The sequence below is a fragment of the Bradyrhizobium sp. Arg237L genome (genome assembly GCF_029990105.1).
Lineage (GTDB): Bacteria > Pseudomonadota > Alphaproteobacteria > Rhizobiales > Xanthobacteraceae > Bradyrhizobium.
This window is the reverse complement of sequence record NZ_JAQMIL010000037.1, coordinates 21,866-43,511: the sequence shown is the minus strand read 5'-3', so window position 1 is coordinate 43,511 and position 21,646 is coordinate 21,866. Positions and strand designations below refer to the sequence as shown.

The following is a 21,646-nucleotide window of genomic DNA, read 5'->3' as shown; positions in this document are numbered from 1 at the left end:
ATGGCCTTGGTCCACCGCCGCGCTCGCCCGGTTGCCCGTCGTCGGCAACATCAGGCTGCAGAGGCCACGGTCGGCTGGCTCGCCGTCTCCCCGGCCTTGATCCTGCTGATTTGCCTGCTCTTTGGCCCGGCCGCGGCGGTGATCCTGTTCTCGTTCACCGACTGGCAGTTGGGCGCCACGACCTTCCACTTCGTCGGTATCGAGAATTTTGCTGCGTTGTGGGCGGACCCGCCCTTTTGGAAGGCCCTGGTCAACACTTGCATCTATGTCGCTATCGTGGTGCCGGGGACGGTGGGGCTTGGCCTTGCCACAGCTCTGCTCATCGAGGCGAGCCCTGGCCTGCGCGGCTTCTATCGCGCGGTGCACTTTCTGCCGGTCATGTCCACCATGTCGGCGATGGCCGTGGTGTGGGGCACCATGCTTCATCCCAGCATCGGCCTGGTCAACCGGACGCTCGCCACATTCGGCTTGACCGGCATCAATTGGCTGCGGGACGAGCACACCGCGCTCCTCGCCGTCGCCCTTATTGGCATTTGGCAGGGCTTTGGCTTCGCGATGGTGCTCTTTGTCTCCGGCCTGAAGGCGGTGCCCCAACAGCTCTACGATGCCGCTGCAGTCGATGGAGCGGACGGCCTCTTTGACCGGCTGCGCATCGTGACTCTCCCCATGTTGGGGCCGGTCACCATGTTCGTCATCGTCCTCACCGCAAGCCGCGCCTTTGAGGTGTTCGATAGCGTGCGCGTGCTCACCCAGGGCGGTCCGAACTACGCCTCCGAGGTCCTGCTGAATCGGCTCTATTCCGAAAGCTTCGACTATCTGCGCACCGGCTACGGCGCAGCCCTGACAGTGGTCTACCTTGCTATCGTGATCGCCCTCACGCTTGCCCAGGCGCGCTTCATCGAACGCCGGGTGCACTATTCATGAGCGCGCATCGCCGCCGATCCCGGGTCGCGGGACGCATCGCGCGCCACGCTTTGCTTGTCGTTTCGGCAGCATTCGCGTTGCTGCCTTTCGTGTGGATGGTCAGCTTGTCCCTGAAGCCACCGGATGAGATCTTTCAACCCGACTTCCACCTCTGGCCCAAAACCTTCCACGGCGTTGAGAATTATCGCGTTGCACTGACCGCCGCGCCGATGCTCCGTTTCCTGCTCAATGGTGTCTTCGTCTGCGCGGTCATCTTCGCGCTGCAGCTCGTGATCTGCGTGCCATGCGCCTACGCCCTCGCCAAACTGCGCTTCCGCGGACGCGACACCTTGTTTTCCGCGGTACTGGTGGGGCTTCTCGTACCCCCGCAGGCCCTGGCCATTCCCCATTTTGTCCTGCTCTACGTCTTCGGGCTGCTCGACACCTACGCGGCTCTCATTCTTCCCTGGATCGTCTCTGCCTTCGGTATCTTCCTGCTGCGCCAGTTCTTCCGATCCATCCCCGACGAGATCATCCACGCCGCGCGGCTCGATGGACTCGGTGAGTTCGAGATCATCTGGCGCATCATGATGCCCATGAGCGCGCCGGCGCTTGCCGCTTTCGGCATCTTCTCGGTAGTGGCCCACTGGAACGACCTGTTCTGGCCGCTCATTGCCGTGCGGAGCGAAGACATCTCGACACCGGCCCTCGGCATCCTCCTGTTCCGCGACGACGAGGCGGGTCAATTCCTCGGCCCGCTCATGGCCGGCGCCACGATCATCGTCACCCCACTGCTACTCGCCTTCCTCTTCGCCCAGCGCCGCTTCATCGACGGGCTGGCGACCACTGCCATGAAGTGACCAAAGGGAGATTGTCATGCTCGACAGACTGCTGCCGCGCCGCGTGTTGAGGGGCGTGGGTGCCACATTCCTGGCCGCCTTCGCGGTCACCCCTGCCCATGCGGAGATGACGCTGGACGTGCTTTACACCACGCCGGGGACCTTCAATGCTCTTCAGCAGGAGCTGGCCAAGCGCTTCACCGAGACCCATCCCGACATCAAGGTGAAGTTTCGCAATCCAGTGGCCGGATACGAAGAAGGGGCACAGCAGATCCTGCGTGACCAGATCACCGGCAGCGTGCCGGATGTCGCGTTCAACGGCATCAACCAGATCGGCTTGTTCGTGGATCGCGGTCTCGGCGCCCCCCTCGATACCTTCGTGGCGGCGGATGGCGGCCTCGACAAACTTGGCTACTACTCCACGCTCGCAGCGCTCGGCCAATGGAAAGGCAAGCTCTATGGTCTGCCTTTTGCGGTCTCAACCCCTGTGCTCTACGTGAACGCCGACCTGGTGAAGAAGGCCGGCCTCGATCCGGCTGCCCTGCCCAAGTCCTGGCCCGAACTGGTCGCCGCAGGTCAGAAAATTCAGGCAAGCGCCGGAGCCGGCGTGACGGGATTCTACTACCAGTGGGACCAAACCGGAAACTGGCTGTTGCAGTCACTCGTCACCAGCCGCGCCGGGCACATGCTGAAGGCCGACGGCTGCACGATAGCGTTCAATGACGATGCCGGCATGTGGGCACTCAAGACCTTGGAGTCTTTTGGCAAGTCGGGAATGCCCAATTTCGGTATCAGCCAGGCGCGTCAGTCATTCGTCGCCGGCAGCCTCGCCATTCTCGTCGATTCCACGTCCTATGTGGCTGCGGCAGACCGCCAGATCGGCAACCGCTTTGATTTCAAGACGGTCGCGTTTCCGTTGTCAACACCAGACGGCAAGCTGCCTGCGGGCGGCAATGTCGCCATGATCTTCGCCAAGGATGCCGAGCGGCGGAAGGCAGCATGGGAGTATGTGAAGTTTGTCACCGGCCCGATCGGTCAGACGCTCATGGTGAATTATACCGGTTACATGCCCGGCAATGAGATCGCGGTGAAGTCGCCCGAGCTCCTCGGGGCATTCTATGCCAAGAACCCCAACCACATGACCAGCATTCAGCAACTGCCGGTGCTGACGGACTGGGCGTCCTTTCCGGGTGGCAATTCGCTGAAGATCATCGAGGTGATCAAGAGCCACACGGAAAGCCTGGTGACGGGCAAGCGCCCCGCCGCGGAAGTGATGCCCAGCCTGGTGCAGGATGTGAATGGCCTTATGCCCAAATGCAGCGGCTAGAGCATTTCGGTTCTGATTGAATCAGAGCCGAAGTTCTAGATTCTTGTCTTGACGCGTTTTCTTCACGCGAACCGGTGTCCACTTCGCTCGAAAACGCTCTAAAGCCAAGAATGTGTCAGGCAAGAATGAGAAGCTATCGCCCTCTTCCAACTCGGCCATCCTTCTCGCTTTGAACCGGACCATGTTCGATAATTTCAGGCTCGAGGCCGGTACGACCATGGTAGTCAAGAACCCCATCGCTTTGTTTTATTCCTGTGGGCAACGACACCTGCGCACCGTCGGGACAGATGTGAAAATCGCTGACGTCTCCTTTGAACCTAAGCGATGCCCTCAACTGCGTGAACCAGTTCCTCATGGAGGCACCCTCAACAAACCCGCGTACGCAAGGGGTGGCAAGCAATGACTATGCCGAATTCGAACGAGCCCAGCCGCAGAGGCTTGCCTTTCTTGCTAACCGGAATCAGCTTCGTCCTCCTTCATGACGATCTGCATACCCGGGCGATCTAGGCTCCCCAGACTTCGCGCAAGACCGACAGCCAGTTTTTTCCGATCACGCCCTCGATTTTGCTCGAATTCCAGCCGCGTTTCTCCATCGCGGCCGTGAGATTTGGCCAATCACCGATGGTGCGCATGCCCTCCGGATTGATCACATTCCCGAAGTCCGTGAGCTTGCGTCCGTAGCCTTTGTCGTGCGTGATCCAATCGAAGAAGGGCTGCGCGTAACCTTGCGTGAAATCGGTGCCGACACCGACGTTTCGCTCGCCGCAGATGTCGATTACGTATTCGATCGCTTCGACGTAGTCGTCAACCGTGGCTTCCACGCCGCGTTTGAGGAAAGGAGGAAACATCGTAACGCCGACGAACCCGCCGCGATCGGCGATAAACTTCAGTTGCTCATCGCTCTTGTTGCGCGGATGGGACTTAAGCCCGGCGGGCAGACAGTGCGAGTAAGTCACGGGGTTCTTGGAAGCAAGGATCACGTCCGTGCTCGTCAGAGGACCGACATGCGAGAGGTCGCACAGGATGCCAAGTCGGTTCATCTCGGCAACCACCTCGTGTCCAAAGTCGGACAGCCCACCGTCCTTGCTTTCATAACAGCCGGTCCCCACGAGGTTCTGGGTGTTGTAGGCCATCTGAATGATGCCAACACCGAGCTCCTTGAAGAGGCTGAGATAGCCGATCTGATCCTCTATACCGGTGATATTCTGCCACCCCAGTATGATCCCGGTTCTTCCTTCCTTTTTCGCAGCCATGATGTCCTGGGTTGTATAGACCTGTTTGATCAGATCGCCATGTTCGCGGAACCAGTGTTTCCAGTGCATCACGTTCCGCATCGTCTCGGTGAACCCCTCCCAAATGCAGCACGTGCAATTGGCGGCCGTAAGCCCTCCCTTTCGCATGTCCTCGAATATATCCCGGCCAAAATTGGAGATGATCAGACCGTCAATGACGATCGAGCGCTCGTGCAGTTGCGACGACATGTTCTTGTCCTCCTGACGCAAATCGATGTTCGAACGCCGGGCAGCGATGGGGACGCCGCCGGTACCAAGTGAATGCTCCGTTAGGGCTCGCTCTCCAGGTTCGCATTCGTGCCTGGGTCCGCATTGAAGAGAAAGCACCACTCCGGAGCAATCGTGAGCCTGACCGCTTGTCCTGGGTTGACCGCTTCCGGCACGTCCCGATTGGCCTGCTGAACCAGAAGACGTTGCTCGCCGGGGACCTTAATCTGATACTCGGTGAAAGGTCCGAGATAGCTGATGAGCTCGACCACCCCGTCGATCTCGTTCGCGTCGCCGTGCACCGTTGCCGCGGATGCCGGGCCGACGGCAATCTTGATTTTCTCGGGTCTCACCCCAAGCAGCGTCGCCCGCGCGACTTTGGGCGCAACCCTGAGGGAAATTCCCGCATCGGTCGTGAACCTATCGCCAGCCAGCGTTCCCTTGAAGAAGTTTGTCTTACCGATGAAGTCGGCGACGAAAGGCGTAGCCGGTCGTTCGTAGAGATCGGCGGGGCTCCCGATCTGCTCGATGGCACCCCCGTTCATCACCACGAGCCGATCTGCCAGGCTGAGCGCTTCCTCCTGATCGTGTGTGACGAACACGGTCGTCAGCCCAAGCGATTGTTGCAATCGTCTGATCTGCAACCGAACATCGTGTCGTAGCTTCGCATCAAGGGCCGACAGCGGCTCGTCCAGCAACAGCACATGCGGATTGATGACCAGCGCGCGAGCCAACGCGACCCGCTGTTGCTGCCCTCCCGACAATTGTCGCGGCATGCGTTCTGCGAAACGGCCGAGCTGCACCAGGTCCAGAACCTTGGCGACGCGCTGTCCGATATCGCCTTTGGGAACCCGGCGCATCTCCAGTCCGTAGGCGATGTTCTGATGGACGTTCATATGGGGAAACAGGGCAAAGCCCTGAAAGACCATTCCCGTGTTGCGCTTGTTGGGCGGAAGATCGGTCACGTCCTGATCGCCGAAGAAGATCCGGCCCGCACTCGCGTCGATAAAGCCCGCGATCATCCGAAGCGTCGTGGTCTTTCCACATCCGCTGGGCCCAAGAAGCGCCAGGAATTCTCCGTTCGCAATATCGAGCGACATTTCCCTCACAGCGACGAAGGAGTCGTATTGCTTCACCACGTTCTTGAGGGTGACCTGGGACACCGTTAGCCCTTCTATTCTTCAGAATGTTCGGCCGAGACGCACGTATCGGTCGGAAATGATGAGCGCGATCGCGATGATGAGAACCTGGATGGTCGCGACCGCCATGATTGTCGGATCGGTTCGGTATTCCAGATAGTTGAGCATCGCTATCGGCAACGTGATGCGGCCTGGGCCGACCAGCAGGAGCGACTTCTCAAGATCGCCGAACGAAGCGATGAATCCGAACAGAACGCCAGCCGTGATACCCGGGCGTATCAGCGGAAGCGTGATGCGGAAGAAAGTCGTAAGCCGCGTCGCGCCGAGACTAAGCGATGCTTCCTCGATCGCCGGATCGACCCCCGCCAGGGATGCAACGAGCAGCCGCAACACCCACGGTATCGCGATCAAGGCATGGGCCAAAGTCAGGCCGTAAACCGTAGAGGCGAACTGAACGTCGCTCCAGATCTGGAGCTCAATGTAGAACAGGTAGATCGCGCTGCCGGCGACGATGGCCGGGATCATCAGCGGCGACATCAGCACAGTGTTGATGAACTCCCGTCCCCGGAACTTGTATCTGCCGATCGCGAGCGCTGCGGGAACGCCCAGGCATAGCGCGAGCACCGACGCACTAACCGCGACCTGAAAGCTCAGGAAGAAGCCGCTCCTGAAGGCTTCGAGGCTCCAAGCCTGAACGAACCAGGTTCCCGTATATCCCTCGGGAGGAAACGAAAGGATCTTGTTGCTGAAGAACGCAACCCATATCGTTGTCGCGAGCGGGACGAGCACGAAGAGTATGATGGCCCATACGAAGATCAGATAGGTCCACCTGAGTGGGCTCGCTTTGCTGATACTCGTCATCGGAGGGCGCCTACCCGTGCCGTCCGATTGAACATTACGGCGGACGCGACGGTGAGCACCATCGTCAGCGAGATCAGTATGAACGCCAGCGCCGAGGCGAACGGCCAGTTCATGGCCGCCGATATCTGCTTGTAGATGGTCGGCGCCATCATGTAGAATTTTGGCCCACCGATGAGAATTGGTGTCGCATAGGCATTCATCGACAGGATAAAGCACAGTACGCAGCCGGCGAAGATACCCGGCATCAGAAGAGGAAGGATGATCCGGCGAAACGTTGTCAGCGCCGAAGCCCCCAGATTTAGCGACGCCTCCTCCAGCGATACGTCGATATTGTGCATGACGCTGTTGAGCGTCACGATCATGAATGGCAATAGGACCGACGTCAGACCCGTGATTACCGCGCCGGACGTGTAGAGTAGCTGCAGCGTTTCCCCTCCCGGGTCGAGTTGTTGCAGCAGGAAATTCAATAGGCCCTTGTTATCGAGGATGATGATCCATCCGGCGGTCCTCGCCACGTTCCCCATGAACAGCGGCAAGACGATTGCGATAATCAAATACCGCTTCAGTATGGTCGAATTCGTCCTGGCCATGAAGTACGCAACAGCCAATCCACCGATCAGACACAGCAAAGTCGTGACTGCCGAGACCCAGAGGGTCGTCCACAACACCTGACGGTAGAATTCGTCCTTGAAGAACCTGACGTAGTTATCCAGCGTGAACGCCTGGATGTACATCTGCGCCGCGTCGTACTGGTAGAAGCTCAGCCGCAGCATCATGAGAAGCGGAAGCATCAGCAGTAGCGAGACAAATACGAAGGCCGGTCCCGATAAGGCATAAGGGGCAGCCCACCGGGTGCGTCTTGCGACGGCAGGCATGCCGCTCGACTCTCGTGCGACTACTAGCGTGGTCATCTAGACGCGTTCAGCTCTTGAATTCTTTGTTCCACCAGTCGAGCAGATCATTGCGGTTCTTCAGCCAGAATGCATGGGGCCGGTTATGGATCGCCTTCTTCTCTTGCTCAGTGAATTCGATCTGCTTGGCGGCAGCTTCAGGCAACACCGACTTGGTGTTTGATGGCGAATAGAATGACTTCTGGACCAGAGCCGTGAGCCCGTCCGGGTCAAGCAACGCATTGCAGTAGACTTTGGCCGCCTGAGGATTCGGTCCCTTCTTCGGCATCACCAGGCCGAAGATGATGCCGATGCCGCCCTCCGCCGGATACGCGGAAACCACATCGACACCCTCCGAAGCGAATTGCAGGATTCGGGCCTTGTATTCGGGGGCGACGAGGATCTCTTCGTTCTTGAGCGCCTGCTCGATCTGCAGATGGTTCGGATAGATGCGCGGGCTGGCCGCTTTCTTCCATTCCATCATGCTGGCTTTCACGGCCTCGATATTGATGTTGTCGAGGGACTTTCCGAGCTTGAGTGCCGTGGACTCGATGTGGTGAAACCAGTGGGCGTCGCTCAAACCGACGATACCCTTGTATTTGGGGTCCCAGAGATCGGCAAAGCTCTTGGGAGCCTCCTTCAATTTCTTGGGATTGTAACCGATGATCCAGGCGCTGTATTGCCAGGGAACGAACGTAGGCGTTCGCAGGATGGGCAGGGTATCTTTCAGTCGTGGGACGGCCTGCTCATCGATCGCGTCAAGCGCTTCTAGCGAGGCCAATTCAAACGCAGTCGCGTCGTCCATATGCGCGACATCCATCGGCGCACGCGGCAGCCTGCGGCTCGCAATGATCTTTGTTCTGCGTTGGTCGAACCCGTCGAGGTCGCGGACAACAGTGTAACCGGCTTTCTCGACAATGGGTGCTTCGAAGAACTGGACCGTGCGATCGTTCCAGTCCCCACCCCAATTGGCGACGATGATTTGGCCGCCTTCGGCACGGACACCGCGCGCGCCTAACGTGAGCGCCACCGCGCTCGTTGCACCCGCAAGAAACCCGCGCCGGTTGATCAGATAGCCCATGCGTCCCTCCGTTGTGCCACTCGCTCCTTTGGCGCCATTGCCAAAGCAGCAAGTGCCCTCCCGTGTCCCCTCTTGCTTTCGCGTTCCGAAAGTCACAAAAATGTATACGTGCACTGCCAGCCGGGGCTTGTATGAATGCGACATGAAAATTGTAGCTGTTGGAAGACGCTACGGGCGTCGCGTCGCACGACCCGAGCAATGTGCAGCAAGTATGCAGATGGCCGCCCATCGGCTAAGCAAACGGCACACGATCGCATCGCCATCGACCTGGCGTAGTTCTACACTTCAGAAGTGATGCCCAGGTTGAGCTACGTTTGCGATTGCCTCAACAACACGGCAAGTCACGGCGCGGCGCCGCCTGATGTGAGGACCGGAGCACTTGGATCGCCGTTCTCTGTATTAGAATAGAATTGGCTCGTCCCGAGCTTCATCGGCGAGGCTCTCTATCCTCTCTCTCGACATACCCATGGAACAAGCACTCATGCTGAAGATAAGGCCTGCCACAAGTGAGGATAGCGCATCGATCTGGTCGATCATCGGCCCCGTCATTCGCGCCGGCGAGACGTATGCACTCCCTAAGGACATGTCGGAGGCAGACGCTCTCAGCTATTGGATGGGGACAGATCGTCAAACCTTGATTGCGGTGCAAGACGGAATCGCGCTGGGCACCTACTACCTTCGCGCCAATCAGGCCGGAGGCGGATCGCATGTCGCCAATTGCGGCTACATGACGCACCCGAGCGCGCAGGGAAAAGGCATCGCTCGGCGGATGTGCGAACACTCCCTGTTGCAGGCGAAGAGCCAGGGATTTTCCGCGATGCAATTCAATTTCGTTGTCAGCAGCAATGAGCGCGCCGTCAGCCTCTGGCATTCTCTTGGCTTCCGGGACGTCGGTCGCCTGCCACTCGCCTTCCGTCGGCCCTCTGGCGACTATGTCGATGCGCTTGTGATGTTCAAGTCGCTGTAGCTGCGAACCGTTCATGACCAACGACGGCGAGACTCTGTCTATCTCGCCGTCGCCACGAGAGCGCTACTCGGCCGCTATGCGCGTCGATCCCATGCTGTTCAAATAGTCAACGCATTCATCGACGCTGTGCACGTCAGCGAACTTGGCGTCGATGTCGTAGAGGTTCCAGGCGACCGCACCGGGTACGCGGTCGCCGATGCACTCACGAACGGCAATGGTGCGAAAACCGTCCGCCAAGCCATCGCAGATCGTCGTACGGACGCATGCCGTCGCGGTCACGCCAGTTACCAGGATGGTGTCGACGCCGGCAGCGCGCAGAATTCCCCCAAGGCCCGTGCCATGAAACGCGCTCGCCCGTTTCTTCAGCAACGTATATTCCCCCTCGACCGGAGCGATGCGCGCGTCGATGGCCCAGAGCGCCGGATCGTTGAGATTGACGACTTCGATCGGTATTTTGCAGTGCCACAAGCCCATGTCGGTAAACGGTGCATTCCGGTCGGTGATCTCGTAGGCCGTGGTCACGTGGATCACCGGATGGCCGTTCGCACGGCAGGCCTTCAGGAGCCGCTGCATGCCCGGGATGATCTCGTTGTCCATCGCTTCCTGATCGCAAGTGAAGGGATTGCCCGGGCGCGTCCAGGCGTTGGCGAGGTCGACGCTCACCAGCGCCGGACGTGTTCCGAATCCGATGCGACGCTGGAAACCGCGCTCCTGATAGATCTTCGTCGAAGCATCGAAGGCCTGCTGCAACATGCGATTGAGCTCACGATTGTCGACGTCCTGCACGGTCAATCTCCTCATTGTCCGGCCGCCCTGACCGACGGCTCCATCGAGGCCATCATGACGAAAGGCGGCGCGAGCGGAAGTGACCGTTCACCAATTGTTGTTGCACGGCCTGCATCAATCGATATCCTTCACTCGCCCGTAGGGAAGGCGCCGAATGTGCGGAGACGAAGGTATCGAACTCACGCAGTCCTTTGTGGTGGTTGCCGAGGAACTCAGCTTCCGACGCGGCGCCCAACGCCTCAATATTGATCAGTCGGCTCTGACCCGTCGTATTCAGCGATTGGAACAGCAGCTCGGATTCAAGCTGTTCGAGCGTACCACCCGAGAAGTTTCGCTCACGCCAGCGGGCCGCTCGTTTTACGAAACAAATGTCGAGCTGTTGCGGGGTTACGAACGGGCGGTCGGCGCGGCTCGTCTCGTTGCGCAGGGCAAGACCGGAGAGCTGAGATTGGCTTACATGTCTTTCGCGGCAACGACGCTGATGCCTTCGGCAGTCTCTCGGTACAGACGACTCTACCCGCATGTCGCGCTGAACCTGCGCTACATGCGTACCCAGGGTCAGAAGCTGGCGCTCGCACATGACGAGATCGACGTAGGCTACATGATCGGGCCGTTCGACCATCCCGATTTCCAGAGCCTGGTGGCTTGCGTGGAGCCGCTTTATCTCGTTGCGCCGCGGGATCACGCGTTGACCCGTGCACCAACGATACGTCCAGCCGATCTCGCCGGGCAGGATCTTATTCTCGGAGATATGGGCGAGTGGGAAGCGTATCGCTGGCGCCTGAGCGACATCTTCTCGGCGGAAGGCCTGAGCATGAACGTCAGCCTGGAAGCGTCGAATCCGATGGCGCTGCTCGGACTGGTCGCGGCCGGCCTCGGCGTTACGATCTATCCGAAGAGCTTGATCGGGTTCGCCGGTCAGAACATCGATCTGCGTCCGATCGACGATCAACGGTTCTGTCTGGAAACGCTTCTGGTCTGGAAAAGAACGAACAGGTCCAAGACGGTCCGCGCCTTCATTGAGCTGGCCGAGCAAGGCCACCCATCCATCGGCTGATGATCGCGCGGTATTACTTAACGACCAAAGGCGTAACCCTGCATATAGCGAGGGTTCGCCGCCGCGCGCAGAACCCTCCCTCTTTTGGAAACCGCCGAAAGCCTTCCGAGCGACCATCCGTCGACGATTTCGATGCGATGGCCCCTGTCCGCAAGCTCCTTCTGCACGTCCATTGAAAAACGACTTTCCATGGTCAATGAACCGGGTTTGGCGCGGCGCGGAAAAAACGAGCTCGGCATGTGGTCGTTGTGAAACATCGGTGCGTCGATCGCGCGCTGCAGATTGAGATTGTGATGCACGTGGCGCAGAAAGAAGACCGAGCTCCACTGGTCCTGTTGATCGCCGCCCGGAGTACCGAAACTCGCGTATGGGTCCGCGTCCCTGTACACCAGCGAAACGGAAAGTGTTGTCCTGGGCCGCTTGCCGGGGGCAAGCGACGATGGAAGCCCCGGCTTGAGCCAGAACATCTGCGCTCGCGTCCCGAGCGCGAATCCGAGTCCAGGGATCACCGGCGAACTTTGCAGCCAGCCTCCGCTCGGCGTTGCCGAAACGATATTGCCGTGCCGATCGATCACGTCGAGATGGACCGTATCGCCACGCACGGCCCCGCGGCGGCTGATCGCGGGCTCTCCGCTAACGGCCGTGGAGCGGGCGACCGTCGGCTCACCGGCGCCCAGCGCCGCGCTCCCGTCCTCGGCGTCGCCAACGGTATAGGGCACGGCATGATCGAAGCCCTCGATCGAGCCCGGCCGGAAGTCCAGTGAGGCAGCGCTGCCCACCAACTCTCGTCGCGCGCTCGCGTAGTCCTCATTCAGAAGCCTTGCCATCGGCACATCGACAAAATTCGGATCGCCGTAATACTTCTCGCGATCGGCGAACGCGAGCTTGGAGCACTCGGTGACGGTGTGAATGAAGTCGGCGCCGAGGGGATCCATCGAGGACAGATCGAATCCCTTGAGCAGGGCGAGCTGCTGGAGGAACACCGGTCCCTGCGTCCACGGTCCCGGCTTGAGCACCTGAAAGTCGCCATAGCTCAGGGAAAGCGGATCCTCGTACGTCTCTTGCCAGAGCGAGAGATCCTGTCCGGAGATGAGTCCGGCATGCCGCGATCCCGACGTATCCATCACGGGCGTCCGGACGAACCGCTCGATCGCGTCGGCGACAAACCCCTGGTAGAACGCCTTGCGGGCGGCTTCTATCTTCTGTTCTCTCGTCCCGCGCGTTTCCTCGGCGACCCGGACGATTCTCTCATACGTCGATGCAAGGTCCGGATTCGCAAATAGAGAGCCTGGCGCCGGCAGGCCATCTTTCAGATAGACGCTCGCCGATGTCGGCCATTCCTCCCGGAAAAGGGGAGCGACCGTTTGAATCGCCGCGGCAATCCTGGGAAGCATCACGTAACCGTCGCGAGCGTAGGTGATGGCGGATTCCAGAACGTCGCCCACGCCCATTGTCCCGTAGTCCTGGAGCAGCCTCATCCAGGCGCCGAACGAGCCGGGAACGCACGCGGGAAGAAACCCGCTTCCAGGAATGATGTCGAGACCCAGCCCGGCGAACGCCTCAATCGTGGCGCCCGCCGGCGCGACTCCTTGCCCGCACAGCACGCGCGCCCGTCCCGATTTCGCGTCATGGAAGATGATCGGGACCTCACCGCCGAAGCCGTTGAGATGCGGCTCGACGACTTGGAGCGCGAAGCCGATGGCCACGGCGGCGTCGAAGGCATTGCCTCCCTTTTCGAGGATGCGCATGCCTGCGGCGGTTCCCAGCCAATGAGTCGAAGCGACCACCCCGAACGCGCCGACGATTTCCGGCCTCGTCGTGAACGCGCCCTCGCCGGCATCGGGGCCGTAGCTGAGCCGGAAATTTCCCAGTGCCAAATTGCTCGACATTTTCGCCTCTCGTTGCTTCAGGCCCATCCTCGCTTCGCGGAAAGACGCATGTTGGCCGCATCATCATGTGGCGCAACTTCGACGGTTCCGCGCCTGCTCCGCTCCACCGACACACCGATCCTGCCAACGGCCGTCCCAAACGTCACACGAGGATCGCGCACGGTCAGCTTCACTCCATCGGCATTGGCGGCGGCCGCAAGGACCGCCTCCGCAGCGGATGCCGCTGCCTCAGCGAGGGAGGCGTGATCGGACGACGCGAAGGCGCGCGAAATCTCGCGGACGAGATCCGAGTAGTTCGCGGTATCCGCCAGGTTGTCACTCGAAGCGGCCCTGCTTAGATCAATCGACAAGTCCAAATCAACCTCCAGGGATCGCATCGTCGTCCGGTCGATGAGATCGACGGGCGAGTTGACCAGCAATCCGCGGACGAAAATTCCGTCGGGATCCACCGATCGCGAAGGTGCCGGACAACGCGTCACTTCAAGCGAGCGGATAGATGGGGAACGCCTTCGTGAGCTCGGCGACCTGCCCTCTCACGCGCTGCTCGACGGCCGGCGCCGCGCCGGTATTCGCGAGCGACACGGCGTCCAATACGTCCGCGATCAGATTGCCCACCGTCTGAAATTCTCTTTCACCGAACCCCCGCGATGTCGTTGCCGCAGTTCCCAGCCGAATTCCCGAGGTAACGGTCGGCTTCTCGGGGTCGAAAGGTATCCCGTTTTTGTTGCAGGTGATGTTAGCGCGCCCGAGCGCGGCTTCAGCCGTCTTGCCGTTGAGGTTCTTGGAACGCAGATCGACCAGAAACAGATGATTGTCGGTCCCGTCAGAAACAACGGAATATCCCCGTTCCATCAGGGTGTTCACCAACGTTTTGGCGTTGCCGACGACTTCGTTTGCGTATCGGCGGAACTCCGGCGTCAGTGCTTCGCCGAACGCAACCGCCTTGGCGGCGATCACATGCATCAGCGGCCCGCCTTGAAGCCCCGGAAAGATCGACGAGTCGATCTTCTTTGCCAACTCCGCGTCGTTGCACAGGATCAGACCCCCGCGAGGACCGCGCAGCGTCTTGTGGGTCGTCGAGGTTACGACATGCGCATGAGGGATGGGTGACGGATGCACGCCACCGGCAACCAAGCCGGCGAAATGCGCCATGTCGACCATGAGATATGCGCCGACTGTATCAGCGATCCGACGGAATTCCGCGAAGTCCCAGAAGCGCGAGTAAGCCGACCCGCCTGCAACGATGACCTTCGGCTTATGATCCCGTGCGAGGCGCTCCAGCGCGTCCATGTCGATCCGGTGATCATCCGGACGCACGCCGTATCTCACCGCATTGAACCATTTGCCTGACATGTTCGGCTTCGCGCCGTGGGTAAGATGGCCCCCTGCGGCCAGGTCCAGTCCCATGAAAGTATCGCCCGGCTTCATGAGAGCCATGAAGGCGCCCTGGTTGGCCTGACTGCCCGAATTCGGTTGCACGTTCGCGAAGGCGCAGCCAAAGAGTTTCTTCGCGCGCTCCCTCGCGACCTCCTCCGCCACGTCGACATGCGCGCATCCGCCGTAGTAGCGTCGTCCCGGATAGCCTTCCGCGTACTTGTTCGTCAGAACCGAGCCTTGCGCCTGCAGAACCGCGCGCGACACGATGTTCTCGGAAGCGATCAGCTCTATCTCTTCCTGCTGTCGCCTCAGCTCGTCCGCTATAGCCGAGGCTATCTCGGGATCCAGAATCGAGATGTCGGTGGTGAAGAACTTGTTCGACGCAACCTGTCCCATGTGTGTTTCCTTCAGCATTCCGCCAGATTCACCGCGAGTCCTCCGAGCGAGGTCTCCTTGTATTTGGATTGCATATCCCGGCCAGTCTCGCGCATCGTCGCGATGACCTTGTCGAGCGACACCACGTGTGTCCCGTCGCCCTGGAGCGCCAGCGAGGCAGCGCTGATGGCCTTGATGGCCCCGAACGCGTTTCGCTCGATGCAGGGGATCTGCACCAGACCACCGATCGGATCGCAGGTCATGCCGAGATGGTGCTCCATGCCGATTTCGGCTGCATTCTCGATCTGCGCGTTGGTGCCGCCGAGAACGGCCGCCAATCCCGCGGCCGCCATCGAGCAGGCGACGCCGACTTCCCCCTGACATCCGACCTCCGCGCCGGAGATGGATGCGTTCATCTTGAACAGGGCTCCGATCGCGGAAGCGGTCAGAAGAAAGCGGCGCAGCCCTTCCGCATCGGCGTCGTGACAATGATCGCGGAAGTAACGCAGCGTGGCCGGAATGATGCCGGCGGCGCCGTTGGTCGGCGCGGTGACGACGCGGCTTCCGGCGGCGTTCTCCTCGTTGACGGCGATCGCGTACAGGCTGACCCAATCCATCACGGCATGCTGCGCGCGATTGTTCGCTCCCGATGCCAAGAGGAGCCTCCGATGGAGCGCAGGCGCCCGCCTCCGCACCTCGAGACCGCCGGGGAGCTCTCCCTCCGTCACCATGCCGCGGTCTATGCAAGCCATCATGACCGCGACGATGCGATCGAGATTGCTCTCGACCTCCTCGCGCGGCAGCCGCGAGGTCTCGTTGCCCAGAACCATCTCGGCAATGGAGAGGCCGGACGAAGCTCCCATCGTGAGGAGGTCACGGCCCGAGCGGAAGGGATAGGGCACCGGCGTCGACGAGATAGGTGATGGTTTTCCCACCTCGGCTTCCGGAACGACGAAGCCGCCTCCGACCGAGCACCATCGCTGCTCAAGGAGCCGCTCCCCGGCTGAATCGAAGACCGTAAGCGCCAGCGTGTTCGGATGATGGACCGGAGGGGTGATGCCGTCGAACACGATGTCCGCCTCGGGATCGAACGCGATCCGATACTTGCCTGCGAAATGGAGTACCCTGCCCTGCCTGGCCGACGCGGCGATCCTGTCGGCATCATCGGGATCGACCGTATCAGGAAGCTGGCCGGCAAGGCCGAGAATGACGGCTTTGTCCGTGCCGTGTCCTTTGCCGGTCCAGGCGAGCGATCCGAACAGGTCGACCCGCACCCGCGCCACGCGTGGCAGCAGACCAGCAAGCTCTACGCTCTCGGCAAAGCGGGCCGCCGCCTTCATCGGGCCGACCGTATGGGACGACGATGGGCCGATACCGATCTTGAAGAGCTCGAACGTCCCGATCATGAAATCACGTGGGCGACCTGGCAGACTCATCGTCGAGGAATTCCCGGCGGGCGTCATCCAGAAGCAACCAGACGTAAGGCGAGAACGAGCGCCAAACATCCAGGTGAAACACTTCAGGCTCCGTTCGGGAGAGTATAATCGGCGACTTGCCGAGAATGGTGCGCGTGCACATCCCGATCGGGAACGCTCGTTCCGAAAGATCGAGCGGGCAGCCGTGGTTGAGCACGTACTCGCTCATCGGTCCCCTCATTTCCATGGAGTCGGATCGATGACTGACGTCGACGAGAGAGCAGGAATGGGAGGCGAGCCTTTCGGCCATCGCTGAGAAGAGTTCCGAAGAATCCTGCCCGATCGCTTCCAGCAGCCACTCGTCCGGGCCCAACCAATAGGCCTTGCGCGGCCCCGCCTCGCTGAAACGATTGGCGGTTTGGGGCAACTCGACGCCGAATGCCTCTGCGGCGGCGCCAACCGACGGGGGACGTCCGCGAAACACTAATTTCGCAGCGTCAGGCAGCACCGCTAAGCAAGCCTGCGGAGAATTTGCGCTGTCGCGGCTGACGGCCGCCAGCGAGTTCACCCTGACGATCGTTGCCTCAACCATCGAGACGCTTCCCTTCCGGATCGTAGAAAATCGGCTGGACCACTTCGACCGTGAGAGGCCCGCTTGGCATCGGAACGCTCAGACGTGAGCCGATCCGCGCCCGGCCTCCTTGCACCAAGGCAAGAGCGATCGAACGATCGAGCGCGGCGCTCCAATACGATGACGTTACGTGACCGATCATCGTCATGGGGACAGGTTCGGACGGGTCGGCGACGACCTGCGCCCCTTCCTCCAATACGATCTTCGGATCCACGGTGAGCAGCCCGACCAATTGCTTTCGATCGCTTCGGCTCATGGCGCGCCGCGCCAGCGAACGTTTGCCAACGAAGTCCTTCTTGGCTTTTCCGATCGCCCAGGCGACCCCCAGGTCGTCGGGGGTCACAGTGCCGTCGGTCTCCTGGCCAACGATGATGTATCCCTTCTCGGCCCGAAGAACGTGCATCGTTTCGGTGCCGTAGGGCGTGATGCCGAACTCACGTCCCGCGGCGCAGATCGCCTCCCACACACCGCGCCCGTATCCCATGGGGACGTTGACCTCAAAGCCCAGTTCGCCGGTGAAGGAGACCCTGAAAAGCCGCGTCGGCACCCCACAGATACGTCCCTCCTGCACGCTCATGTGCGGCATCGCCTGTTGGGAGATGTCGATGCCTTGGACAAGCGGCTCGAGCACCTTGCGTGCATTCGGTCCCTGGACGGCGATGACTGCCCATTGCTCCGTTGTCGACGTCAACCAGACGTCAAGATCCGACCACTCCGTCTGCAGGTAATCTTCCATGAGGGCGAGTACGCGGGCTGCGCCACCTGTCGTTGTTGTGACGTGGAATCGGTCGAGTGACATCCGCCCGACCACTCCGTCGTCCATGATGAAGCCGTCCTCGCGCAGCATGACTCCATAGCGTAGACGTCCGGGCTCGAGCTTCGTCCACGCATTGGTGTACATCCGGTTCATGAACTCGGCGGCGTCCTTGCCGACGACCTCAATCTTGCCGAGCGTGCTGGCATCGAAAATGCCGACAGATTCCCGCGTAGCCTTGCATTCGCGTCTGACCGCCGCGTGTATGTCCTCGCCCGGCCGCGGGAAGTAATGGGCCCGTTTCCAAAGGCTCACGTCCTCGAAGACGGCGCCGTTCTCGCGTGCCCATTCGTGGATCGACGTCTTCCGAACCGGATCGAACAGCTCTCCTCTCGACTGACCGGCAAATGCGCCGAAGGTTGTCGGCGTATATGGCGGACGGAAGGTCGTCAGGCCGACCTTGGAGACGGGCAGCGCCAGAGTCTGCGAGACGATACCCAACGCGTTCATGTTGGACGTCTTGCCCTGGTCGGTCGCCATACCCGTCGTCGTGTAGCGCTTGACGTGCTCGATGGAGCGAAAGCCTTCGCGCGTCGCAAGTTCAATGTCCTTTGCGGTGACGTCGTTCTGGAAGTCGACCCAGGCCCGTGTTCGACGCGATCCGCCGCCGCTCGGCGGCGCGCCAACGAAACCGTCTCTCCCCAACGATTGGGCGAAAACCGAAAATTTGTGCTCGGCCGCCACAGTCCCTCCCGCCGCTTTTGCCGCGCTGAGTCCTCCCGCGAACCCGTCGGCGAGAGATGTGCTGAGGTCGAACACGCCTCGACAACCTCCCACGGAACGCTCGCGCTCGACCGATTCACCCGGCAGATATGCCTTCAGATCCTCGTCGTAGACGAGCTTGCCGCGCGACTGCGAGAACAGGTGCACACTCGGCGTGAAGCCCGCCGACATCAGCAGAAGGTCGCACGCGAAGGTTTCGGGATGCCCTGCGCTTCCTCCCGAGATCCTGGCCACATCGACATGCGAGATGTGCAGACGGCCGTAAGTGCCGGTAACTACAGTGGAGGGACGCACGTCTATGCCGGCCGCTCGCGCCCGCTCGATCCACCGCCCGTTCGGATTTGATCTCACGTCCGCTATCGCGGTGATCTCTATCCCGGCGCTCTTCAGCTCGAGTGCCGCACGATAAGCGCTGTCACAAGCGGTGAAGACGACTGCCCTGGTGCCGGGCAACGCCCCATAGCGATTGGCATAGGTTCGCGCCGCCTCAGCCATCATGATTCCGGGGCGATCATTGCCTGGAAACACCATCGGCCTTTCGATCGCACCCGTCGCGAGAACCACTTCCCTAGCCCGTACCTGCCACATCCGCTCCCGCGGTTGCTTTGTGATTGCCGGTCCCAAATGGTCCGTGACGCGCTCACATAGCCCAAGGAAATTGTGCGGATACCAACCGAACGCGGTGGTCCGCGGCAACAGGACCACGTTCGTTCGCGACTTCAATTCCTGGATAGTCTGCTCCAGCCAATCAGCGGCCGCCTGCCCGTCGATGGTTGCTTCCCGCTCCGACAGCAGCGAGCCTCCCATCTGGTCCTGCTCGTCGCAGACGAAGACCCTCACTCCCGATCGCGCCGCCGCCAGGGCGGCCGCAAGCCCGGCTGGCCCCGCCCCGACGACCAGGACATCGCAATGCCCGTACACTTGCGTATAACGGTCGGCGTCGGCCGCGTTCGGGGCGCGCCCCAGCCCGGCGGCGCGCCGGATCATCGGCTCGTACAGCTTCTTCCACGCCGACGCCGGCCACATGAAGGTCTTGTAGTAGAAGCCCGCCGGGAGAAATCGCGAGAACAGGTCGTTTGCGCCGCTGAAGTCCAGCGACAGGGATGGCCAACGGTTCTGGCTCTCGGCCACGAGGCCGTCGTAGAGCTCGACCTGCGTTGCGCGAAGGTTCGGCGTATAGCGCGATTCCTCGTTGCCCACACCCACGAGCGCGTTCGGCTCATCCGCGCCGGCGGACATGATGCCGCGAGGACGATGGTACTTGAACGATCTGCCGACGAGATGGACGCCGTTGGCGATAAGTGCCGAAGCGAGCGTGTCGCCTGCGAACCCGGAATATTTCTTTCCGTCGAAGTGGAACGACATGGGCTTGTCGCGATCGATGCGGCCGCCCGCGGGGAGCCGGTATCTCATAGCGCCGCTCCGCTCCTGCTGGACCGCTCTTCCAGCCCCGGTTCGACCGGCTTGGGAGGCTCCTCGCCAATCTTGTAGGTCGACACAATCGCGTCGGAGACCGTATTCCGCTGCACGTTGAAGAAACGCGCGCAGCCGTGAATATGCCTCCAGCGTTCCGCGTGCAGTCCTTTCGAATTGCTTCTTATGTACAGGTATTCCGCCCACGCCTCGTCATCGAGAGACGCCGGATCCTTCGGGCGCGCGATATGCGCCTGTCCTCCATAGGAGAACTCGAGTTCTGGCCGCGGGCCGCAGAAGGGGCACTTGATGAGAAGCATGTGACTGAATTTCCAAGACTAGTGGGCCACGGCCGCAGCAGCGGCTTCGTCGATCATCACGCCATCGCGAAAGCGCTCGATCGTGAAGGGCGCGTTGATCGGATGAGGATCGTCCTTTGCGATCGTCCAGGCGAACAGGTCACCTGAGCCCGGCGTCGCTTTGAAGCCTCCGGTGCCCCAACCGCAATTAAGATAGAGCCCGGGCACCGGCGTCTTCGCCACGATCGGGGATCGATCGGGGGTCACGTCGACGATGCCACCCCAGTTGCGCAACATCCGCAGTCTTCTGAACATCGGCACAAGCTCGCAAATGGCATCGAGCGTGTGGCTGGCGATATGCAGGGCGCCCCGCTGTGAATAGGATGTGTAAGCATCCGTGCCGGCACCGATGACCATCTCTCCCTTGTCGGATTGCGAGATGTAGGCGTGGATGGTGTTTGACATCACCACGCAGGGAAAGGCGGGCTTGACGGGCTCCGAGACCAGGGCCTGGAGCGGAAAACTCTCCAGCGGCAACCTTACCCCGGCCATGTTCATGACGACGCTGGTATTGCCGGCCGCGACGACTCCGACCTTGCCGGCCCGAATGAAGCCCCTCGACGTTTCGAGTCCTTCTACCCGGCCCGATATCGCGCGGCGGATGCCGAGGACCTCGCAGTTTTCCAGGATGTCAACGCCACGCGCGTCCGCGGCCCTTGCGTATCCCCACGCGACCGCATCGTGTCGGGCCGTACCGCCCCGCCGCTGCAAAGCACCGCCAAGGATGGGATAGCGCATGGCACCGCCGACATTCAGCGGAGGACAGAACTCCTTGCACTCCTGTGGCGACAGCCATTCATTGTCGATGCCGTTGAGCCTGTTGGCATGGACGTGCCGCTTGAAGCTCTGGACGTCGTGAATGTTGTGGGCGAGCATCAGCACGCCCCGCGGGGAGTACATCACATTGTAGTTCAGTTGCTGCGAGAGCCCTTCCCAAAGCTTCAAGGCATGCTCGTAGAACCTGGCGCTCTCGTCAAAGAGATAGTTCGATCGGATGATCGTCGTGTTGCGACCGGTGTTGCCGCCGCCGATCCATCCCTTCTCCACCACGGCGACGTCAGTTATTCCGTATCGTTCAGCCAGGTAGAACGCCGTCGCCAAGCCATGCCCGCCGCCTCCGACGATCACGACGTCGTAGGCAGGTTTCGGCTCGGGCGAACGCCACTGCCGTGGCCACTTCTCGTGTCCCCCGAGAGCTTCGCGAAACAAGGAAATTGCAGAGAATCGTCTCATGGGTACCCGTGCCAGAATGACTGCGATTTATTATCGCCTGCCGATACGATCTCGCCAGCATCCGCTCG

Annotated in this window: 19 protein-coding genes; 5 read left to right on the top strand and 14 right to left on the bottom strand. The window is 60.9% G+C overall.

Translation table 11 applies throughout. The features are described 5' to 3' along the window. The 3 genes from OZ411_RS22565 (at position 1) to OZ411_RS22555 (ending at position 3,069) form a co-directional block, all read left to right on the top strand. Positions 1-924, top strand: a complete 924-nt coding sequence (locus OZ411_RS22565; protein ID WP_207234454.1) for a sugar ABC transporter permease — start codon at positions 1-3, stop codon at positions 922-924. Beyond that, positions 921-1,763: a carbohydrate ABC transporter permease gene (locus OZ411_RS22560; RefSeq protein ID WP_282529706.1), complete on the top strand. Its 843-nt coding sequence runs from the start codon at positions 921-923 to the stop codon at positions 1,761-1,763. The genes OZ411_RS22565 and OZ411_RS22560 overlap by 4 nt, the downstream gene beginning before the upstream one ends. Before the next feature lie 106 nt (positions 1,764-1,869). Next, a complete protein-coding gene (locus OZ411_RS22555; protein ID WP_282529705.1) occupies positions 1,870-3,069 on the top strand; it encodes an ABC transporter substrate-binding protein in 1,200 nt (399 codons plus the stop codon). A gap of 503 nt (positions 3,070-3,572) precedes the next feature. On the opposite strand, the gene OZ411_RS22550 is transcribed toward OZ411_RS22555, so the two are convergent. The 5 genes from OZ411_RS22550 to OZ411_RS22530 all read right to left on the bottom strand — a co-directional run bounded on the left by OZ411_RS22550 (position 3,573) and on the right by OZ411_RS22530 (position 8,539). Then, positions 3,573-4,550: a dipeptidase gene (locus OZ411_RS22550; RefSeq protein ID WP_282529704.1), complete on the bottom strand. Its 978-nt coding sequence runs from the start codon at positions 4,548-4,550 to the stop codon at positions 3,573-3,575. An 80-nt stretch (positions 4,551-4,630) separates the two neighbouring features. Further along, positions 4,631-5,668, bottom strand: coding sequence for an ABC transporter ATP-binding protein (locus OZ411_RS22545; RefSeq protein WP_282529703.1), 1,038 nt, complete (start codon positions 5,666-5,668; stop codon positions 4,631-4,633). A gap of 81 nt (positions 5,669-5,749) precedes the next feature. Continuing rightward, complete coding sequence (locus OZ411_RS22540; protein WP_282529702.1) at positions 5,750-6,568, bottom strand: ABC transporter permease; 819 nt, start codon at positions 6,566-6,568, stop codon at positions 5,750-5,752. Then, on the bottom strand, positions 6,565-7,443 hold the full coding sequence (locus OZ411_RS22535) for an ABC transporter permease (protein ID WP_282529701.1): 879 nt from the start codon (positions 7,441-7,443) through the stop codon (positions 6,565-6,567). The genes OZ411_RS22540 and OZ411_RS22535 overlap by 4 nt, the downstream gene beginning before the upstream one ends. Positions 7,444-7,489: 46 nt before the next feature. After that, positions 7,490-8,539 carry an extracellular solute-binding protein gene (locus OZ411_RS22530; protein WP_282529700.1) on the bottom strand — a complete coding sequence of 350 codons (1,050 nt, stop codon included), beginning with the start codon at positions 8,537-8,539 and terminating at the stop codon, positions 7,490-7,492. A gap of 484 nt (positions 8,540-9,023) precedes the next feature. Between OZ411_RS22530 and OZ411_RS22525 the strand changes: the two genes are divergently transcribed. Beyond that, on the top strand, positions 9,024-9,506 hold the full coding sequence (locus OZ411_RS22525) for an N-acetyltransferase (RefSeq protein WP_282529734.1): 483 nt from the start codon (positions 9,024-9,026) through the stop codon (positions 9,504-9,506). 63 nt (positions 9,507-9,569) lie between these two features. Here the strand turns inward: OZ411_RS22525 and OZ411_RS22520 are convergent, their stop codons facing one another. After that, positions 9,570-10,307: an isochorismatase family protein gene (locus tag OZ411_RS22520; protein ID WP_282529699.1), complete on the bottom strand. Its 738-nt coding sequence runs from the start codon at positions 10,305-10,307 to the stop codon at positions 9,570-9,572. Positions 10,308-10,485: 178 nt separating this feature from the next. On the opposite strand from OZ411_RS22520, the gene OZ411_RS22515 reads away from it, so the two are divergent. Then, positions 10,486-11,349 (top strand): LysR family transcriptional regulator, encoded by an 864-nt coding sequence (locus OZ411_RS22515; protein ID WP_245475986.1) that lies wholly within the window; start codon positions 10,486-10,488, stop codon positions 11,347-11,349. Positions 11,350-11,366: 17 nt separating this feature from the next. Here OZ411_RS22515 and OZ411_RS22510 read toward each other — a convergent pair whose 3' ends face one another. From OZ411_RS22510 to OZ411_RS22475, 8 genes are read right to left on the bottom strand one after another with little or no spacing between them, the layout of a single operon-like run. Then, the gene (locus OZ411_RS22510) at positions 11,367-13,265 is read right to left on the bottom strand and encodes a gamma-glutamyltransferase family protein (protein WP_282529698.1); all 1,899 of its coding nucleotides are present in this window, start codon (positions 13,263-13,265) and stop codon (positions 11,367-11,369) included. Then, positions 13,256-13,687 (bottom strand): dihydroneopterin aldolase, encoded by a 432-nt coding sequence (locus tag OZ411_RS22505; RefSeq protein WP_165421217.1) that lies wholly within the window; start codon positions 13,685-13,687, stop codon positions 13,256-13,258. The genes OZ411_RS22510 and OZ411_RS22505 overlap by 10 nt, the downstream gene beginning before the upstream one ends. Before the next feature lie 31 nt (positions 13,688-13,718). Beyond that, positions 13,719-15,011, bottom strand: coding sequence for a serine hydroxymethyltransferase (gene glyA, locus OZ411_RS22500; RefSeq protein ID WP_282529697.1), 1,293 nt, complete (start codon positions 15,009-15,011; stop codon positions 13,719-13,721). An 11-nt stretch (positions 15,012-15,022) separates the two neighbouring features. Further along, positions 15,023-16,396 (bottom strand): L-serine ammonia-lyase, encoded by a 1,374-nt coding sequence (locus tag OZ411_RS22495; RefSeq protein WP_282529696.1) that lies wholly within the window; start codon positions 16,394-16,396, stop codon positions 15,023-15,025. Between the two features lie 4 nt (positions 16,397-16,400). Further along, positions 16,401-16,997, bottom strand: coding sequence for a sarcosine oxidase subunit gamma family protein (locus OZ411_RS22490; protein WP_282529695.1), 597 nt, complete (start codon positions 16,995-16,997; stop codon positions 16,401-16,403). Beyond that, on the bottom strand, positions 16,990-19,986 hold the full coding sequence (locus OZ411_RS22485) for a sarcosine oxidase subunit alpha (RefSeq protein ID WP_282529694.1): 2,997 nt from the start codon (positions 19,984-19,986) through the stop codon (positions 16,990-16,992). The genes OZ411_RS22490 and OZ411_RS22485 overlap by 8 nt, the downstream gene beginning before the upstream one ends. Then, positions 19,983-20,306, bottom strand: coding sequence for a sarcosine oxidase subunit delta (locus OZ411_RS22480; protein ID WP_130580089.1), 324 nt, complete (start codon positions 20,304-20,306; stop codon positions 19,983-19,985). The genes OZ411_RS22485 and OZ411_RS22480 overlap by 4 nt, the downstream gene beginning before the upstream one ends. Positions 20,307-20,324: 18 nt before the next feature. Then, entirely contained in the window at positions 20,325-21,578 is a 1,254-nt protein-coding gene (locus OZ411_RS22475) for a sarcosine oxidase subunit beta family protein (protein WP_282529693.1), read from the bottom strand. Between the last annotated feature and the right edge of the window lie 68 nt (positions 21,579-21,646).

Bases quoted from the DNA above. Each gene is read 5' to 3' on its own strand.
- OZ411_RS22565 (WP_207234454.1), top strand. From the start codon at position 1: ATGGCCTTGGTCCACCGCCGCGCTCGCCCGGTTGCCCGTCGTCGGCAA.
- OZ411_RS22560 (WP_282529706.1), top strand. From the start codon at position 921: ATGAGCGCGCATCGCCGCCGATCCCGGGTCGCGGGACGCATCGCGCGC.
- OZ411_RS22555 (WP_282529705.1), top strand. From the start codon at position 1,870: ATGACGCTGGACGTGCTTTACACCACGCCGGGGACCTTCAATGCTCTT.
- OZ411_RS22550 (WP_282529704.1), bottom strand. From the start codon at position 4,550: ATGTCGTCGCAACTGCACGAGCGCTCGATCGTCATTGACGGTCTGATC.
- OZ411_RS22545 (WP_282529703.1), bottom strand. From the start codon at position 5,668: ATGTCGCTCGATATTGCGAACGGAGAATTCCTGGCGCTTCTTGGGCCC.
- OZ411_RS22540 (WP_282529702.1), bottom strand. From the start codon at position 6,568: ATGACGAGTATCAGCAAAGCGAGCCCACTCAGGTGGACCTATCTGATC.
- OZ411_RS22535 (WP_282529701.1), bottom strand. From the start codon at position 7,443: ATGCCTGCCGTCGCAAGACGCACCCGGTGGGCTGCCCCTTATGCCTTA.
- OZ411_RS22530 (WP_282529700.1), bottom strand. From the start codon at position 8,539: ATGGGCTATCTGATCAACCGGCGCGGGTTTCTTGCGGGTGCAACGAGC.
- OZ411_RS22520 (WP_282529699.1), bottom strand. From the start codon at position 10,307: ATGAGGAGATTGACCGTGCAGGACGTCGACAATCGTGAGCTCAATCGC.
- OZ411_RS22510 (WP_282529698.1), bottom strand. From the start codon at position 13,265: ATGGGCCTGAAGCAACGAGAGGCGAAAATGTCGAGCAATTTGGCACTG.
- glyA (WP_282529697.1), bottom strand. From the start codon at position 15,011: ATGGGACAGGTTGCGTCGAACAAGTTCTTCACCACCGACATCTCGATT.
- OZ411_RS22495 (WP_282529696.1), bottom strand. From the start codon at position 16,396: ATGATCGGGACGTTCGAGCTCTTCAAGATCGGTATCGGCCCATCGTCG.
- OZ411_RS22490 (WP_282529695.1), bottom strand. From the start codon at position 16,997: ATGGTTGAGGCAACGATCGTCAGGGTGAACTCGCTGGCGGCCGTCAGC.
- OZ411_RS22485 (WP_282529694.1), bottom strand. From the start codon at position 19,986: ATGAGATACCGGCTCCCCGCGGGCGGCCGCATCGATCGCGACAAGCCC.
- OZ411_RS22480 (WP_130580089.1), bottom strand. From the start codon at position 20,306: ATGCTTCTCATCAAGTGCCCCTTCTGCGGCCCGCGGCCAGAACTCGAG.
- OZ411_RS22475 (WP_282529693.1), bottom strand. From the start codon at position 21,578: ATGAGACGATTCTCTGCAATTTCCTTGTTTCGCGAAGCTCTCGGGGGA.